The sequence below is a fragment of the Pseudarthrobacter sp. NPDC092439 genome (genome assembly GCF_044754945.1).
Taxonomy (GTDB): Bacteria; Actinomycetota; Actinomycetes; order Actinomycetales; family Micrococcaceae; genus Arthrobacter.
This window is the reverse complement of sequence record NZ_JBIVQB010000001.1, coordinates 696,462-711,636: the sequence shown is the minus strand read 5'-3', so window position 1 is coordinate 711,636 and position 15,175 is coordinate 696,462. Positions and strand designations below refer to the sequence as shown.

The 15,175-nt window shown below is 68.4% G+C and carries 14 protein-coding genes; 10 read left to right on the top strand and 4 right to left on the bottom strand.

Translation table 11 applies throughout. The annotated features are described in order from the left end of the window. Positions 1-138: 138 nt before the first annotated feature. Positions 139-834 carry an endonuclease NucS gene (nucS, locus tag ACIQCM_RS03345; protein WP_400603307.1) on the bottom strand — a complete coding sequence of 232 codons (696 nt, stop codon included), beginning with the start codon at positions 832-834 and terminating at the stop codon, positions 139-141. Between the two features lie 71 nt (positions 835-905). Between nucS and ACIQCM_RS03340 the strand changes: the two genes are divergently transcribed. Together ACIQCM_RS03340 and ACIQCM_RS03335 are read left to right on the top strand one after the other, a co-directional pair. Further along, positions 906-1,265 carry an ATP/GTP-binding protein gene (locus tag ACIQCM_RS03340; RefSeq protein ID WP_400603308.1) on the top strand — a complete coding sequence of 120 codons (360 nt, stop codon included), beginning with the start codon at positions 906-908 and terminating at the stop codon, positions 1,263-1,265. A 92-nt stretch (positions 1,266-1,357) separates the two neighbouring features. Beyond that, entirely contained in the window at positions 1,358-2,155 is a 798-nt protein-coding gene (locus ACIQCM_RS03335) for an alpha/beta hydrolase (RefSeq protein WP_400603309.1), read from the top strand. A gap of 75 nt (positions 2,156-2,230) precedes the next feature. On the opposite strand, the gene ACIQCM_RS03330 is transcribed toward ACIQCM_RS03335, so the two are convergent. Continuing rightward, entirely contained in the window at positions 2,231-3,415 is a 1,185-nt protein-coding gene (locus tag ACIQCM_RS03330; RefSeq protein ID WP_400604256.1) for an AI-2E family transporter, read from the bottom strand. A gap of 438 nt (positions 3,416-3,853) precedes the next feature. On the opposite strand from ACIQCM_RS03330, the gene ACIQCM_RS03325 reads away from it, so the two are divergent. The 8 genes from ACIQCM_RS03325 (at position 3,854) to ACIQCM_RS03290 (ending at position 13,154) form a co-directional block, all read left to right on the top strand. Continuing rightward, positions 3,854-5,566: a hypothetical protein gene (locus ACIQCM_RS03325; RefSeq protein WP_400603310.1), complete on the top strand. Its 1,713-nt coding sequence runs from the start codon at positions 3,854-3,856 to the stop codon at positions 5,564-5,566. Positions 5,567-5,622: 56 nt separating this feature from the next. Next, complete coding sequence (locus ACIQCM_RS03320) at positions 5,623-6,612, top strand: co-chaperone YbbN (RefSeq protein ID WP_400603311.1); 990 nt, start codon at positions 5,623-5,625, stop codon at positions 6,610-6,612. Then, complete coding sequence (locus ACIQCM_RS03315; protein WP_400603313.1) at positions 6,612-7,709, top strand: NADH:flavin oxidoreductase/NADH oxidase; 1,098 nt, start codon at positions 6,612-6,614, stop codon at positions 7,707-7,709. The genes ACIQCM_RS03320 and ACIQCM_RS03315 overlap by 1 nt, the downstream gene beginning before the upstream one ends. Positions 7,710-7,725: 16 nt before the next feature. After that, positions 7,726-8,514 carry an ABC transporter ATP-binding protein gene (locus ACIQCM_RS03310; protein ID WP_400603314.1) on the top strand — a complete coding sequence of 263 codons (789 nt, stop codon included), beginning with the start codon at positions 7,726-7,728 and terminating at the stop codon, positions 8,512-8,514. Further along, on the top strand, positions 8,496-10,064 hold the full coding sequence (locus ACIQCM_RS03305; protein WP_400603315.1) for a transporter: 1,569 nt from the start codon (positions 8,496-8,498) through the stop codon (positions 10,062-10,064). Before ACIQCM_RS03310 ends, ACIQCM_RS03305 begins: the two co-directional genes overlap by 19 nt. Before the next feature lie 70 nt (positions 10,065-10,134). After that, positions 10,135-10,908: a glucosamine-6-phosphate deaminase gene (nagB, locus tag ACIQCM_RS03300; RefSeq protein WP_400603316.1), complete on the top strand. Its 774-nt coding sequence runs from the start codon at positions 10,135-10,137 to the stop codon at positions 10,906-10,908. Between the two features lie 123 nt (positions 10,909-11,031). Continuing rightward, the gene (locus ACIQCM_RS03295; protein ID WP_377216911.1) at positions 11,032-11,373 is read left to right on the top strand and encodes a DUF3039 domain-containing protein; all 342 of its coding nucleotides are present in this window, start codon (positions 11,032-11,034) and stop codon (positions 11,371-11,373) included. After that, positions 11,373-13,154 carry a DEAD/DEAH box helicase gene (locus ACIQCM_RS03290; RefSeq protein ID WP_400603317.1) on the top strand — a complete coding sequence of 594 codons (1,782 nt, stop codon included), beginning with the start codon at positions 11,373-11,375 and terminating at the stop codon, positions 13,152-13,154. The genes ACIQCM_RS03295 and ACIQCM_RS03290 overlap by 1 nt, the downstream gene beginning before the upstream one ends. 4 nt (positions 13,155-13,158) lie before the next feature. Here the strand turns inward: ACIQCM_RS03290 and ACIQCM_RS03285 are convergent, their stop codons facing one another. Together ACIQCM_RS03285 and ACIQCM_RS03280 are read right to left on the bottom strand one after the other, a co-directional pair. Next, positions 13,159-13,785 carry an isochorismatase family protein gene (locus tag ACIQCM_RS03285; RefSeq protein WP_400603318.1) on the bottom strand — a complete coding sequence of 209 codons (627 nt, stop codon included), beginning with the start codon at positions 13,783-13,785 and terminating at the stop codon, positions 13,159-13,161. Then, positions 13,785-15,113 (bottom strand): nicotinate phosphoribosyltransferase, encoded by a 1,329-nt coding sequence (locus tag ACIQCM_RS03280; RefSeq protein ID WP_400603319.1) that lies wholly within the window; start codon positions 15,111-15,113, stop codon positions 13,785-13,787. Before ACIQCM_RS03280 ends, ACIQCM_RS03285 begins: the two co-directional genes overlap by 1 nt. Positions 15,114-15,175 lie beyond the last annotated feature (62 nt).

Genomic DNA, 15,175 nt, shown 5'->3' with positions numbered 1-15,175 from the left:
GAGCATGAAAAACACCTACACAAAGACTGCTTCAAGAATTTCATGCCCATTCCCGCAGGTCAACGGCCCGGAGAGGCCAAAAACGCAAATTTTGGTAAAAAACGGGTTAACCGCGTGGGCACTATCGCTTGCAGGCGCTCAGAAGAGCCGGGATTCGCTGTCGTCCACGCCGCGCATTGCGTCATAGTCCAGCGTGACGCAATCAATTCCGCGGTCAGTCGCCAATACCTTCGCCTGGGGCTTGATTTGCTGGGCCGCAAAGATGCCCCGGACCGGAGCCAGGAGGGGGTCGCGGTTCAGCAGTTCAAGGTACCGGGTGAGCTGCTCCACGCCGTCGATATCGCCGCGGCGCTTGAGTTCGATGGCCACGGTGCCGCCATCCGCATCCCGGGCCAGGATGTCCACCGGGCCGATGGCCGTGAAGTATTCCCTGCGGATCAGCGAATAACCCGAGCCCAGCGTCTCGATCTGTTCGGCAAGGAGGCGCTGGAGGTCCGCTTCCACTCCGTCCTTGATCAGGCCCGGGTCCACGCCGAGGTCGTGCGAGGACTCATCCAGTTTCTCGTGGATGTTGATGATGAGGCGGTCGTCGGTCTTGGCCGACTGGACCGTCCACTGCTCCACGACACCCAGTTCCAGGTCCACCTCGTCCGGAGAGATGACGCGCAGGGTCGCCGGTGGACTCATCCAGTTCAGGGGCTTGTAGGAACCGCCGTCGGAGTGGACCAGGACGGAGCCGTCCGCCTTGACCAGCAGCAGCCTGGTGGCAAGGGGAAGGTGGGCTTTGAGCCGGCCGACGTAGTCAACGGAACATTTAGCAATCACGAGTCGCACGCCGTACAGACTACCGTCTGCGGGTGCAGGCGCTGGCCCCGGACGCCGCCTGCGTCGGGCAGAATGGAACCATGCCGCGCTCCAACCGCCCCCGCCGTCCGGTCTCCGGGAAGGGCCTGCACCCCGGCGGTGCCAGGGGTGCAGGCAAGAGGGGCGGCGGGGAGGTGCCGGAACTCGATCTGGAGCGGGCCCGCGCCGGTATTGCCCGCCGTGAAAGCGCGCCGGACGGTGAGTGGATGGTCCGGACCATGACCGCCCGGAACGCTGAGAAGACGTACATCTGCCCGGAATGTTCCACCGCGGTCCTTCCCGGCGTGGCGCACCTGGTGGTGTGGAAGGACGACCACCTCTTTGGGGCAGCCGCCGGATTGGCAGAGCGCCGCCACTGGCACACCAACTGCTGGATGACCCGCAGCTACCGCTACCGGTAGAGTCCGTGCCGGGAACCTGCCGCATGCGTGCGCCCGCGCCGCCTGACCCGGTCCCGGGCGAAGACGGTGCCAAACTGGCTAAGCTTGCAGGCATGACTTTTGATCCGGCGTCGTACGCGTTCACCCAGTCCGAGGGCCCAGTGCCCATCCGTGCCGCAACGGTCCTGCCGGCGCGGCGCGAGAACGTGGAACTGCGCACGGCGGACGGACACACCCTGGTAGGCGAGCTCGCGCTGCCGGAATCGGGCGAGGCCAAAGCCACGCTGATCACCCTTCACCCTCTGCCTACCCACGGCGGATTCATGGATTCGCACGTGTTCCGGAAGGCGTCCTACCGCCTGCCCGCGCTGGCCGGCGTGGCCGTGCTGCGGTTCAACACGCGCGGCACCTCCTCGCCGCGGGGCACCAGCAGCGGCTCGTTCGAGGAGGGGATCGGTGAACGGTACGACGTTGAGGCGGCGGCGGCTTTCGCCGCGGACCGCGGCCTTCCCAACCGCTGGCTGGTGGGCTGGTCCTTTGGGACTGAACTGGCCCTGATGTACGGTGCCGTGGACCCCGTGGCGCAGCAGGTGGAGGGTGCGGTGCTGTTGTCCCCGCCCCTGCACCGCGCGACGGACAAGAACCTGGTGCAGTGGGCCGAGTCGGGCAAGCCGCTGACCGTGGTGGTCCCGGAGCACGACGACTACCTGCAGCCGGCCGAAGCCGCCTCGCGGTTCAGCCTCGTGCCGCAGGCCCGTGTCGTGGGTGTTGACGGGGCAAAGCACCTTTGGGTGGGGGAGAAGCAGGCCTCGCGCGCGTTGAAGGAAATCGTGGACACTGTGGTTCCCGGAGGGGCCCCGGGCGGGCTTCCCCAGGAGTGGAACGGGCCGGTTGCAGCCGCAACGGCCTAGCAGTGCAGACCGGCCGTCCGGGACGGGCCGGTGCTTGCCCTGGCGGGGGCCTGTCCCGGTTCCTGCCCGGAGCGGTCAGTGCTTGTCCTGGCGCACGATGAAGATTTCCCGGATGAGGAGCAGCGCTGCCGCGGCGGTGGGGATCGCGATCAGCGCGCCCAGGACCCCAAGGAGGCTGCCGCCGGCGATTACCGAGATCACCGCCACAGCGCCGGGAACCGCCACGGCTTTCTGCATGATGCGCGGGGAGATGAAGTACGCCTCGAACTGCAGGTAGGCGAAGTAGGCGATTGCGTAAACTGCTGCGCTTTGCCACCCCTCAGTCAGGGACACCAGCACCACCACCACCCCGGCAATTACCCCGCCCACCAGGGGAATGAATGCCAGCAGTGCCACGACGAAGCCCAGCAGCAGGGCGAACGGTATGCCCACGATGGACATCACGATGAATGCGAACGTGGCGTTGAGCAGGGCCACGATGGCCTGGCCCATCACGTAGTTGCCCACGGAGCGGGTGATTTCCTCGGAGAGGGCCTCCACGCGGTCCCGGCGGGAACGCGGCGCCAGCCGGTAGCCCCACTTCTTCATCGCCGGCAGCGCCGCCAGGAAGTAGAGGCTGAGCACCAGGACGATCAGGGCGCCGAACAGCCCATTGGCCACGGTTGATCCGAAACCCACCACGCCGCCGAAGATGCCGCCCATGGCGGCGGGATCGTTGACGAACTTGTCCAGCTCCTCGGTGACCCGTTCCCGCACGCCGAACTGGTCGTCCAGGCTCCGGAAGAAGTCGGAATCGATGAAGTCGCGGATCCACAGGGGTGCCTGCTCCACGATTTCGCTCACCTGCTCCACGATGGTGGGTATCAGTGTGGCAAAGAATCCGACGACGGCGCCCACCAGGACGGTGACGGATACGAGGATGCCCGCCGGCCGCGGGATCCTGCGGCCTTCGAGCCAGCTAACCACCGGTTCCAGGCCCAGCGCGATAAAGAGGGCGGCAACGATCCACAGCAGCAGCTGTGTGGTGTTCGATCCTATCCAGTAGACCAGCAGCGCCAGGCCGACGCCCACCGTGCCCATGAAACCCATGTACAAGGGATGCTGCGGGGACATCCTCGGGCCAAGGTCGCCAAACCGGGGTTCCAGTTGCTCCGGATCCCCGACTTCGCTGCTGCCGTTATGCTGCGCTTCCGGAGGCATTTCGAACCGCAGCCTGGGCTGGGCGCCAGGCAGCGGCTGGCGAAGCCGGCGCATGACCATACCCAGGCCGGCCGCAGCCGAGAATTTCCGCCGTGCGGCGCCGGGGCCCGCCGCGGAACCAGGCCGTGCGGCGCCGGGGCCCGCCGCGGAACCAGGGAGCCCGGCCGCCCGGCTCTGCGAAACCTGGCTCTGGGTCGCCTGCGCAGGGGCTGCCCCGGCTGCGGAATCCGGCGTTGCGGAGGGGCCGGTGCCGGGGGCGTGGTTCCCGCCCGGTTGTCCCGCTGACGCGGGGCCGCCGTCCGTCTTGTCAGTCACTGAATTCTGGGGCCCGTTCCGTGCGTGGCACCGCGTGGGCGGGCCGGTGTGTTGATCTTCGCAAACACTATCAGCAGCCTTGTCGACCGGGCCGCAGGACCCGGCCCGCCGCCGCAATCCGCGGGGCTGGTAACAAAACGGTTACTATTGAAGGTAAACCCCCGCTGATGATAGGTGTTTCCCTTGCGTTTAAAGACTGCAGCCGCACTCGTGCTGCTCGGCCTCCTGACACTTTTGGCCGGTATCGGCCAGAGAACCATCTGGGCACCCGCCGAGACGTTTACGGCGTCCCTGCCCGGGGGCTCCGCCGAAGCTCCCCTGACGGTCATTGACCAAGGGCTGCGTACGCTTCACGGCGGCACGCCCACCATCAACATCGAAGGCGACGGCAGCTTCCTGCTTGCAGCCGGCCGGCCGGACGACGTCGAAGCCTGGGTGGGAAAGACGGCCCACAATACCGTCACGGGGGTCTCCGAAGACGGCAAGGAACTGCAGGTGGAGCACGCCGACGGCGAAGCCGCTGCGCCGAACCCCGCAGCTTCAGACCTCTGGGTGGCCACCGAGAACGCCAGCGGGGAGCTGGAATACTCCTGGACGCCGCCTGCGGACGGCGACTGGTCGCTCCTGCTGGCCTCCGACGGAACCAAGCCGGCTCCGTCCAAGGTTTCGGTAACCTTTCCCAACGACACTTCCACCCCGTGGGCCATCCCGCTCATGATCCTGGGCGGTCTGCTCATCCTGGCCGGCATCTTCATCGCCCTCGCCGGTGCGGCAGCGGTCCGCGGCGGCGGCAGGGGCTTCGGCGGCGGCTTTGCCCGGAAGGCCCGCGCCCGCAGCGAGGCGAAGGCCAAGGCCCGGTCCGGGCAGGCGTCCGGGCTCAGCCTGGTGGCTGCCGGCCTGGCCGCCTTCCTCATCGCACTCTCCGCGCCGGTGGCCCACGCGGCCAGCCCGAGCCCCGAACCCACCGGGGGCGCCTCGTCCGCCGAAACTTCCCCGGGCGGACCCGGCGCGGCATCGCCGGTCCTCCTGGACACGCAGTTCCGCCGCATCCTGGAGCAGGTTTCCAGTGCTGTTGAGGCCGCGGACGCCGCAAAGAACGCAGGCAAGCTGGCCAGCCGGGTGGCGGGCACCGAGCTGGAGGTCCGCACCCAGAACTACAAGATCCGTTCCAAGGTGGGCACGTATGCGGCCAGGATGCCCGTCCGGGCCACCAAGCTCCTCACCACGGTGGTGACCACCGACCGTGACTGGCCGCGCTCCGTCCTTGCGGTCACCCAGGGTGACGGAAATGTGGTTCCGCAGCTGCTGACACTTGTCCAGGCTTCCCCGCGCGAAAACTACAAGCTCGTGGAAACCACGCCCCTGCAGCCCGGAGCCACGTTCCCCTCCATCAGCCGTGAAGGAACAGACACGCTGGCAGCGGATGACAAGTCCGGCCTGCTCTACAGCGGGGCCGAGGCCATGGCCGGTCTGGCGGACCGCCTCACCAAGTCCAACTCCGCTTTCAAGTCCAAGCTGGTGGAAGGCAACTCCTCGCCGTACATCGCGGACACGCTCTCCTACCAGGCCGAGGTGGCCAAGGCAGGAACCAACGGCAACTTCACCTTCACGCACAAGGTGGTTCCGGGCAGCACCGTGGTGTTCCGCACCTCGGACGGCGGCGCACTGGTGCTGGGCAGGATTAACTTCGGTTTCCAGGGCACACCCAAGGCCGAGGGGGACAAACTCACTATCGGCAGCGACGCCGCCGCGCTGGCCGGCGGCACGGAAACCACCACCGGCATGGTGCTCACCTTCGCCGAATCGGTGGCTGTCTATGTTCCACCGGCCGGTTCGGCGGATCCGATGAAACTGGTGGCCGCAACCCGCGGCCTGGTGGGTGCCAGCTTCAAGTAGGCCCCTACCCGCGCGCAGTACTTCCGGCAGCGGCCGGAGTGGCTAGAGTGGAAAGCATGAGTTCGCCAGCTTCCCGCCCAGTCCCTCCTGCCGCTGCCAATCTGGTTAACCTGCGCGGCGCCGTCGACCTTTCCTCCCTGAAACGCCCCGCCCCGCCTGCAGCGCCGGCCCCCGGCGGTGCTCCGGGCAGTCCGGCGACCCAGGACGCCCCCGCAGCCCAGGGCAACCCCGAACTGACCGTGGCCGTCACCGAGGGCAATTTCCAGCAACTGGTGGAGCTGTCCGCGCAGGTCCCCGTCGTCTTCGCGCTGTGGGCTGCCTACTCGCCGGAGTCTGCGGCAGTGGTGGACACCCTGGAGCGCCTGGTGGCCGGCTATGGCGGCCGCCTGGTGCTGGGCACCGCGGACATTGACGCCTTTCCCCAGCTGGCCCAGGCCTTCCAGGTGCAGGCTGTGCCCACGGCCGTTGCGGTGCTGAAGGGCCAGCCGGTCCCGCTGTTCCAGGGGAGCGCCGACGAGCAGCAGGTCCGGGCCCTCTTCGATGAACTGCTCAAGGTGGCGGCCGCCAACGGCGTCACCGGCAGCCTGGGCGGGGGCGAGCCGCGCGATGCCGGCCCTGCGCCGCTGCCGCCGCTCCACCAGGCCGCCTTTGACGCGATCGAGGCCGGCGATTACGCCGCAGCCGCCGATGCCTACCGGCAGGCGCTCAACGAGATGCCATCGGACCACGAGGCCAAGGCCGGCCTGGCGCAGGTTGAGCTGATGGCCAGGTTGCAGCCGCTTTCGGCCCAGGACAGCGAAGCCGTGCGGACGCAGGCCGCAAATGAGCCGGACAACCTGGAGGCGCAGCTGGCGGTGGCGGACCTCGACGTGGCCGGCGGGCATGTCGAAGACGCCCTTAACCGACTGGTTGCCTTCATCGGCCGGAACTTCGGGCCGGAACGGGAGACTGCCCGGGTCCGCCTGCTTGAACTTTTCGATGTGGTGGGCACCGGCGACGAGAGGGTGGCCAAGGCCCGCCAGGCGCTGGCCCGGGTCCTGTTCTAGTGCCGGCGCTGTTTCAGCCGCTGACACTGCGCGGCCTTGAGGTCCCGCACCGGGGCTGGGTTTCCCCGATGTGCCAGTACAGCTGCGACGATCCTGAAGCGCCCGGGGTGCCCAACGACTGGCACCTTATGCATCTGGGATCCTTCGCCGCCGGCGGGGCGGCACTGATCCTGACCGAAGCGACGGCGGTCAATCCGGAGGGCAGGATCAGCCCGCGCGACACAGGCCTTTACAACGATGCGCAGCAGGAAGGGTGGCAGCGCATCACCGCTTTCGTCCACCGGCACGGTACCGCCGGTGTCCGGACCGGCGTCCAGCTGGCCCACGCGGGCAGGAAGGCATCGGCCTACTGGCCCTTCTCCGGCCGCCGGGGCACAGTGGAAACGGCCGACGGCGGATGGGCCACCGTGGGGCCGTCACCGGTGGCGTTTGACGGCTACGCCGCACCTGCCGCCATGACGGAGGACCAGATCCGCCAGGTCATTGCGGACTTCGCCGCCTCCGCCCGCCGCGCGGTGGACGCCGGGTTCGACACCGTCGAGATCCACGGTGCGCACGGCTACCTCCTGCACCAGTTCCAGAGCCCGCTGAGCAACACGCGCGAGGACAGCTGGGGCGGCGACGAAGCCGGCCGCAACCGGCTCATGCTCGCCGTGGTGGATGCGGTGCGCGGCGCCATTCCCGATTCCATGCCGCTCCTCCTGCGGATTTCCGCGACCGACTGGGCGGCCGGCGGCGTGGACCTCGCCGCTTCGGTGCGCCTGGCGCGGGAGGCTGTGGACCGCGGTGTGGACCTGATCGACGTCTCCAGCGGGGGACTGGTGGCGCACCAGCAGATCAAGCCGGGCCCGGGGTACCAGACCGGATTCGCCGCCGACATCCGTAGCCAGGCGCAGGTGCCCACGGGAACCGTGGGCCTGCTGACCTCGCCGGACCAGGCTGAGCATGCCGTGGCCACCGGCCAGGCCGACGCTGTCCTCATTGCACGGGCGGCGCTGCGCGATCCGCACTGGTGGCTCCGCGCCGCGTTTGAACTGGGACATGACCTTCCCTGGCCGCCCCAGTACGAACGGGCCATGCCCCGGCAATCGTTCTAGGGTCTAGGCTGGCAGCATGACCGTCCCGTCGCCGCCGGTGCCCCGCGCGGAAATCCCGGCACTGTCCATCCGTGGCCTGGCCAAGCGGTTTGGCGCCAAGATCGCTGTGGACGGGATCAGCCTGGACGTTCCCGCCGGGTCTTTCTTCGGCGTTGTGGGCCCCAACGGTGCCGGAAAGACCACCATGCTGTCCATGGCCACGGGGCTGCTGCGGCCCGAATTCGGCACCGCGCTGGTCCATGGTGTTGACGTCTGGCAGCATCCTCTTGAAGCGAAGCGGTTGCTGGGCATCCTTCAGGACGGTGTCCGGCTCTTTGACCGGCTGAGCGGCGAGCAGCTGCTTACCTATGCGGGCCTGCTGCGGGGCATGGACCGCGCAACGGTGGCGCCCCGGGCGGCCGAGCTCCTGGCGGCGATGGACCTGGAGCAGGAAGCGGGCACCCTGGTGGTGGACTACTCGGCCGGCATGACCAAGAAGATCGCGCTCGCCTCGGCGCTCATCCACGCCCCGAGGGTCCTGGTGCTGGATGAACCTTTCGAAGCAGTCGATCCGGTGTCCGCAGCCAACATCCGTGCCATCCTGGACCGCTATGTGGCATCCGGCGGAACGGTGATCGTCTCCAGCCATGTCATGGACCTGGTCCAGCGGATGTGCAGCCACGTGGCGGTGGTGGCCTCCGGCCGGCTGCTTGCGGCCGGGACGGTTGCACAGGTGCGCGGCAACGCCACGCTGGAGGAGCGTTTCGTGGAGCTGGTGGGCGGCCGGAACAGCGCCGAGGGGCTGGAATGGTTGCGCACCTTCTAAGGCTCAAACTGGCACTGCTGCGCAACGCACTGCGTCGCAGCCCGTGGCAGCTGGCCGGCATGGTGCTGGCGGCTCTTTATGCGCTGGGCGTGGTGGCCGCCGCGGCCATCGTCCTCGTGGCGCTGCGCTCCGCGCCGCACGAGGTTGCCTACACCGCCGTCGTCCTCGGCGGAGCCGCAGTGATCGGGGGCTGGGGGGTCGTGCCGGTGGTGGCCTCCGCTGCAGACCTGACCCTGGATCCGTCCCGGTTCACCACTTTTGCCGTTCCGGTGCCGCAACTGCTCACGGGACTGGCCCTTGGCGGCCTGCTCGGAGTGCCTGGCCTCGCCACCCTCCTGGCGGCACTGGCCACGGTTGCCACCTGGTCCACCGGCATCATTCCGGCGCTCGCGGCCCTCGCCGGCGCCCTGCTGGGCGTTGCCGGCTGCGTCATCCTGGCCAAGGTGGTCACGACCGCGACGGCGGGCCTGGCAGCTTCACGGCGGTTCAAGGACGCCAGCGGCCTTGCCTTCATGGTGCCGCTGGTGGTCCTGGTGCCGCTGCTGGCGGTTCTGGCAAAGGAAGGCCAGGCGCCTGGGTTCCTGCCCGGTTTGGCCAGGGTGCTGTCCTGGACACCACTGGGTGCCGCCTGGTCGCTGGGCGGGGAGGCGGCCGCCGGCCAGGCCGGCGCGGCGGTCCTTAAGCTGCTGATCGCGGCCGGCACGGTTGCAGGGCTGACCTGGTGCTGGAAGGTGCTCATGGAACGTGCCCTGGTAACCCCGCCGTTTGCGGGAGCGGCCAAGCGCAGCGGTGGTCACCTGGGACTCCTCGGCGCGGTACCGGCCGCCCCTGCAGCCGCCGTCATGGCCCGGTGCCTCACGTACTGGGTCAAGGACCCGCGTTATTCAGGGTCCCTTGCGGTGATCCCGCTGCTGCCCGTGATCCTCTATTTCCAGGGCGTCCAAACCGGGGACTTCGGCGGGCTGGTGATCCTGCCCCCGCTGGCGGCATTCATCCTGGCCTGGTCGATTTCGGCGGATGTCTCGTATGACAACACCGCCTTCGCGCTGCACCTGGCCACCGGAGTCTCCGGCACGGCGGACCGGCTGGGGCGCGTGCTGGCCTGCCTCGCCTTCGCCCTGCCGGTGGTGTTCGCCTTCGCTGTGGGGCAGGCCGCACTCAATGGGTCGTGGGCGGGGCTTCCGGGGCTGCTGGGCCTGAGCCTGGGGATCCTGTTGACCGGCCTTGGCCTGGCCTCGGTGGTGTCCGCCAGGTACACGGTGGCCGTTCCGCTCCCCGGCGACAGCCCGTTCAAGAAACCGCCCGGGAACGTGGCGCAGACCCTCGCAGTGCAGGTTATCGGCATGGCGGTCCTGGGGATCCTGGTCCTTCCCCAATCGGCCTTGCTGGCGGGGGAGTTCCTCACCGGGAACCGCGCGCTGGGCTGGGTCAACCTTGCAGCGGGCCCGTTGCTCGGCCTGGCGCTGCTCGCCGGCGGAGTCCGGCTGGGTGGACGGTGGCTGGACGCCCGCGGCCCGGAACTGCTGGCCCAGGTGGCGGTGAACCGGTGAAGCAGCCCGCCCTTGTGAAACAACCGCTCAGGTGAACGCCCGCTGACGCGGACAACCGGAAGGGAACCCCATGGAAGTAGTGATCCTCAACGGCAGCAAAGCCTTGGGACGGCTGGCCGCGGACGCCATCCAAGCCCTCCTCGAGCGCACGCCGGACGCTGTCCTGGGCCTTGCCACTGGGTCCTCGCCGCTGCCCGTCTATGATGAGCTCGCGGCCAGGCCAGGCCTCGATTTCAACCGTGCGTCCGCTTTCATGCCGGACGAGTACGTGGGGCTTCCCGAGGGCCACCCCGGGTCCTGCCGCGAAGTGATCCGGCGCGGGTTCACCAGCCGGGTGAACATCCGGCCGGAGAATGTTCACACCCCGGAAGGTGCGGCAGCGGACATTCCGGCCGCCTGCGCGGCCTACGAGGAAGCCATCGCGGCCGCCGGCGGCATTGACCTGCAGCTGCTGGGCGTGGGCACCGACGGGCACCTCGCCTTCAACGAGCCGGGGTCCTCGCTGGCCTCGCGGACGCGGATCACCAGCCTGGTCGAGCAGACCCGCCGGGACAATGCCCGGCTCTTCAACGGCCTGTCCGAAGTGCCGCATCATGTGATCACCCAGGGCCTGGGCACCATCATGGACGCCCGGCACATAGTGCTCCTGGCCACGGGCGCGCGGAAAGCACAGGCCGTGCGGGACATGGTGGAGGGCCCGGTTTCAGCTGTCTGCCCGGCATCGGTGCTGCAGTTCCACCCGCACGCCACCGTGCTGCTGGATGAAGCGGCGGCCTCTGCCCTGAAACTCGCCGACTTCTACCGGCACACCTACGACAGCAAGCCCGCCTGGCAGGGGCTCTAGGCGGGGCCCCAAGGTGCGACGTCGGAGCCTCCCGGCCAGGGCGGAACGCGCGACGGCGGCGGGTTCCCGCGGGCATGCCGGTGACACGCCGCCGTCGAACGCGGAGCCTGACTAACGGCTAAGATGGAAGGCATGACTAGCATGACGGACCCTCTCGAAAACGACCCGATGCGCGAGCTTTCCGGGGCTGGAACGTCCACGGCCACCATTGAGCGCGAGGAACTGCGCCAGGAAGTGGAGCCAGGCGACCGGGAGCGCTTTTCGCACTACGTGCGCAAGGAAAAAATCATGGAGTCCGCACTGACCGGGGAGCCCGTCATCGCCCTGTGCGGTAAAGTCTGGACGCCTGGCCGGGACCCGCAGAAGTTCCCGGTGTGCCCTACGTGCAAAGAGGTTTACGAAGGCCTCCGCCCGGGCAATGACGGCGGCAAGGGTCCCGGAGGGGACTCGGGCAACAACAAATAGTGACGGAGACGCTCTTTGGCGGCCCCACCCTGCCTCCGGCTTACCCGGAACGTGCAGCCTGGGGAACCGCCCCGAAACTCCGTGCCTGGCAGCAGGAAGCGCTGGATCTCTACCTGGGCAACAACCCCAGGGATTTCCTTGCCGTAGCCACCCCCGGCGCCGGTAAGACAACCTTTGCGCTGCGCGTGGCGTCAACACTGATCGATTCCGGCGTGGTCAACCGGGTGACCATCGTGGCACCCACGGACCACCTGAAGCGGCAATGGGCTGACGCCGCCGCGCGGGTGGGGATCGCCATCGATCCCAATTTCAAGAACTCGGACGGCCAGCACGGGCGCGGTTTCATCGGCGTCGCCGTCACCTACGCCCAGGTGGCCAGCAAGCCGATGCTGCACCGTGCCAAGACCGAGGCCGCCCGCACCCTGGTCATCCTGGACGAGATCCACCACGGCGGCGAAGCCCTGTCCTGGGGCGACGGCCTGCGCGAGGCCTTCGACCCCGCCGTGCGCCGGCTGTCCCTGACCGGTACGCCGTTCCGTTCGGACACATCGCCCATCCCGTTTGTCGAGTACGCGCAGGACCGTGACGGCATCCGCCGTTCCAAGGCTGACTACACGTACGGCTACGGCAACGCCCTGCGGGACCACGTGGTCCGGCCCGTGATGTTCATGGCGTACTCGGGGCAGATGCGCTGGCGCACCAGCGGTGGCGAGGAAATGGCTGCGTCCCTGGGCGAGGCAGCGGTGACCAAGGACGTCACCTCGCAGGCCTGGCGGACCGCGCTGAACCCCGCCGGCGAATGGATCCCCGCGGTCCTGGCCGGCGCGGACAAGCGGCTCAGCGAAGTCCGCCGCACGGTGCCGGACGCCGGCGGCCTGGTCATCGCCACGGACCACGAGGACGCCCGCGCGTACGCCGGCCAGCTGAAGCGGATCACGGGGGAATCGCCCACGGTGATCCTCTCGGACGACGCCAAGGCCTCCAGCAAGATCGAAGAGTTTTCCGCCGGGGACAAGCGCTGGATGGTGGCTGTGCGGATGGTATCCGAAGGCGTGGACGTGCCGCGGCTCTCGGTGGGCGTCTACGCAACCTCAACCTCCACCCCGCTGTTCTTCGCCCAGGCCGTAGGACGCTTCGTCCGTGCCCGCAAGAGGGGCGAGACGGCGTCGGTCTTCCTGCCGTCGGTCCCGCAGCTGATGGCGCTGGCCAACAGCATGGAGGCCGAACGCGACCACGCCCTGGACCGGCCGGAGAAGGACGGGGACGGCCTCTTCACTCCTGAAGACTCACTGATGGATGAGGCCAACCGTGAGGAGAAGGCCTCGGACAGCCTGACCAAGGGCAAATTCGAGGCGCTCGATTCGCAGGCTTCCTTCGACCGCGTGCTCTTCGATGGCGGCGAGTTCGGCACCGGCGGCGAGGTGGGGTCCGACGACGAACTGGACTTCCTGGGCATCCCCGGGCTTCTGGACGCAGAGCAGGTGGGAACACTGCTGCGGCAGCGCCAGCACGAGCAGTTGAGCCGCAAGGGCCGGAAGGCGCCCGCGCAGGCCGGCGAAAGCCAGGCGCCCGCCGTACCGGACCACCGGATGCTGATGGACCTTCGGAACGAGTTGGCGAAGAACGTGGCCGCGTGGTCCGCCCGCACCGGGACACCGCATGGCGTTGTGCATACCAAGCTGCGGACAGTGTGCGGCGGCCCGGCCGTGGCCCAGGCGAACGAGGAGCAGCTGCAGGCGCGCCTGCGGAAGCTCCAGGACTGGTTTATCGGGCGGAAGTAGCCGCTCAGGCCACGTCCACGCCGCCGAGCTCCAGCTCAGCGACTGTTTCTTCGAGGTCCTCGGCGATGCCCGCGGTCAATGAGCGGATCACGGTGACCGAGTAGCCGGCCTGGACGGCGTCCAGCGCCGTGGCCCGCACGCAGTAGTCCGTGGCGATGCCGACCACCACCACGTCCTCCACGTCGTGGCTCTGCAGCCAGTCGTCGAGGCCGATGGCGTCCCCGTCGGGGGCGAACCGGTTCGGATCCCCGGTGCCGGGCTGGCGTTCACCGGTAGGGACGGCGTCCTCGGGCGCCAGCAGGCCCTCGAAGCCCGAGTAGGCGGCGGCGTACTGGCCCTTCTGGAAATAGGCCTCGATGTATTCGGTGTCCAGTTCCGGGTGCAGCTCGGCTCCCCGGGTGCCGGCCACGCAGTGCGGGGGCCAGCTGTCCTTGAAATCGGGAGTGTCGGAGAAGTGGCTTCCCGGGTCGATGTGCCAGTCCTGGGTGGCCACGATGTGGTCGAACGAAGTGTGGTGCGAATCCACGTAGTCGCTGATGGCTCCGGCCACGGCTGCGCCGCCGGCAACAGCCAGCGAACCGCCCTCGCAGAAATCGTTCTGCACGTCGACAATGATCAGGGCGCGCGACATCAGTCCTCCTCATAGATGGTGGGAATGGCGGCCTCGCCCCGCTGCAGGCGGTTGACCACCAGCGGGAGTTCGGCCATCGAATCCGCGTGCCGCTGCCGTGCCCGGACCACGCCGTCATGGCCGGTCCAGCCGGGCAGGAGCTCGCCGTTTTTCATGAACTGCTGCAGGAGGGGCCGGTCGTTACCGTCATCCTCGGGGCGCTGGCCCACGCCCACCACCTCGGCGGTGGCGGTGCCGCGTTCGTTGAGCTTGCGCAGGGCGTATTTGCGGCCGCCCACGCTGGCCTTGTTCTTGGCCGCCTTTGCCACGGAAACGAAATCTCCGGCGTCATCAGTGCGGCTGACCAGTTTATAGACCATGCTGGCCGTGGGCGCGCCGGAACCGGTGACCAGCGAAGTGCCTACCCCGTAGGCGTCCACGGGGGCCGACTGCAGTGCAGCGATGGCGAACTCGTCCAGGTCTGACGTGACCACGATCTTGGTGTTCTCATTGCCGAGGTCGTCCAGGAGCCGGCGCACCCACTGTGCCTGGTCTACCAGGTCGCCCGAGTCCAGCCGCACCGCGCCCAGCCGGGGACCGGCAAGGTCAACGGCCCTGCGGACGGCCGCTTCGACGTCGTACGTATCCACCAGGAGGGACGTGCCCTCCCCGAGTGAGGCGATCTGGGCCTCGAAGGCGTCCCGTTCAGTGTCGTGCAGGAGGGTGAAGGAGTGGGCGGCGGTGCCCACGGTACGGATGCCGTAGCGGATGCCCGCCTCCAGGTTGGAGGTGCTGTCGAAGCCTGCGATGACGGCGGCGCGGGCAGAGGCCGCGGCCGCTTCCTCGTGCGTACGCCGGGAGCCCATCTCGATGCAGGGCCGGCCGTGGGCGGCACTGACCATGCGGGACGCCGCGGATGCTATGGCGCTGTCGTGGTTAAGAACGGACAAGATGTAGGTCTCCAGCATGCACGCCTCGGCGAAGGTCCCCTCCACGATCAGGATGGGGGAATGCGGGAAGTAGGCATCGCCCTCGGCGTAGCCCCAGATATCCCCGCTGAACCGGTAGGACGCCAGGAAGTCCAGGGTCTTCCCGTTGACCACGTTGGTCCGTTCCAGGAATTCGAGCTCAGCATCGCCGAACCGGAAGTTTGCGATCCCCTCGAGCAGCCGCCCCGTGCCCGCCACGATGCCGTACCGCCGGCCATCCGGAAGGCGCCGGGCAAATGCCTCGAACACCGATTTCCGGTGCGCGGCGCCCGAATGCAGCGAGGCCTGGAGCATGGTGAGCTCGTAATGGTCGGTGTAAAAGGACGTGCGGGGATGGTCCCAGCCGGCTGAAGTACTCACGAAAATCACTCTAGTCCCCACCGGCTCCCGCGTCTCGCTTCGCTTCGCCGCGGGGCCCTCGC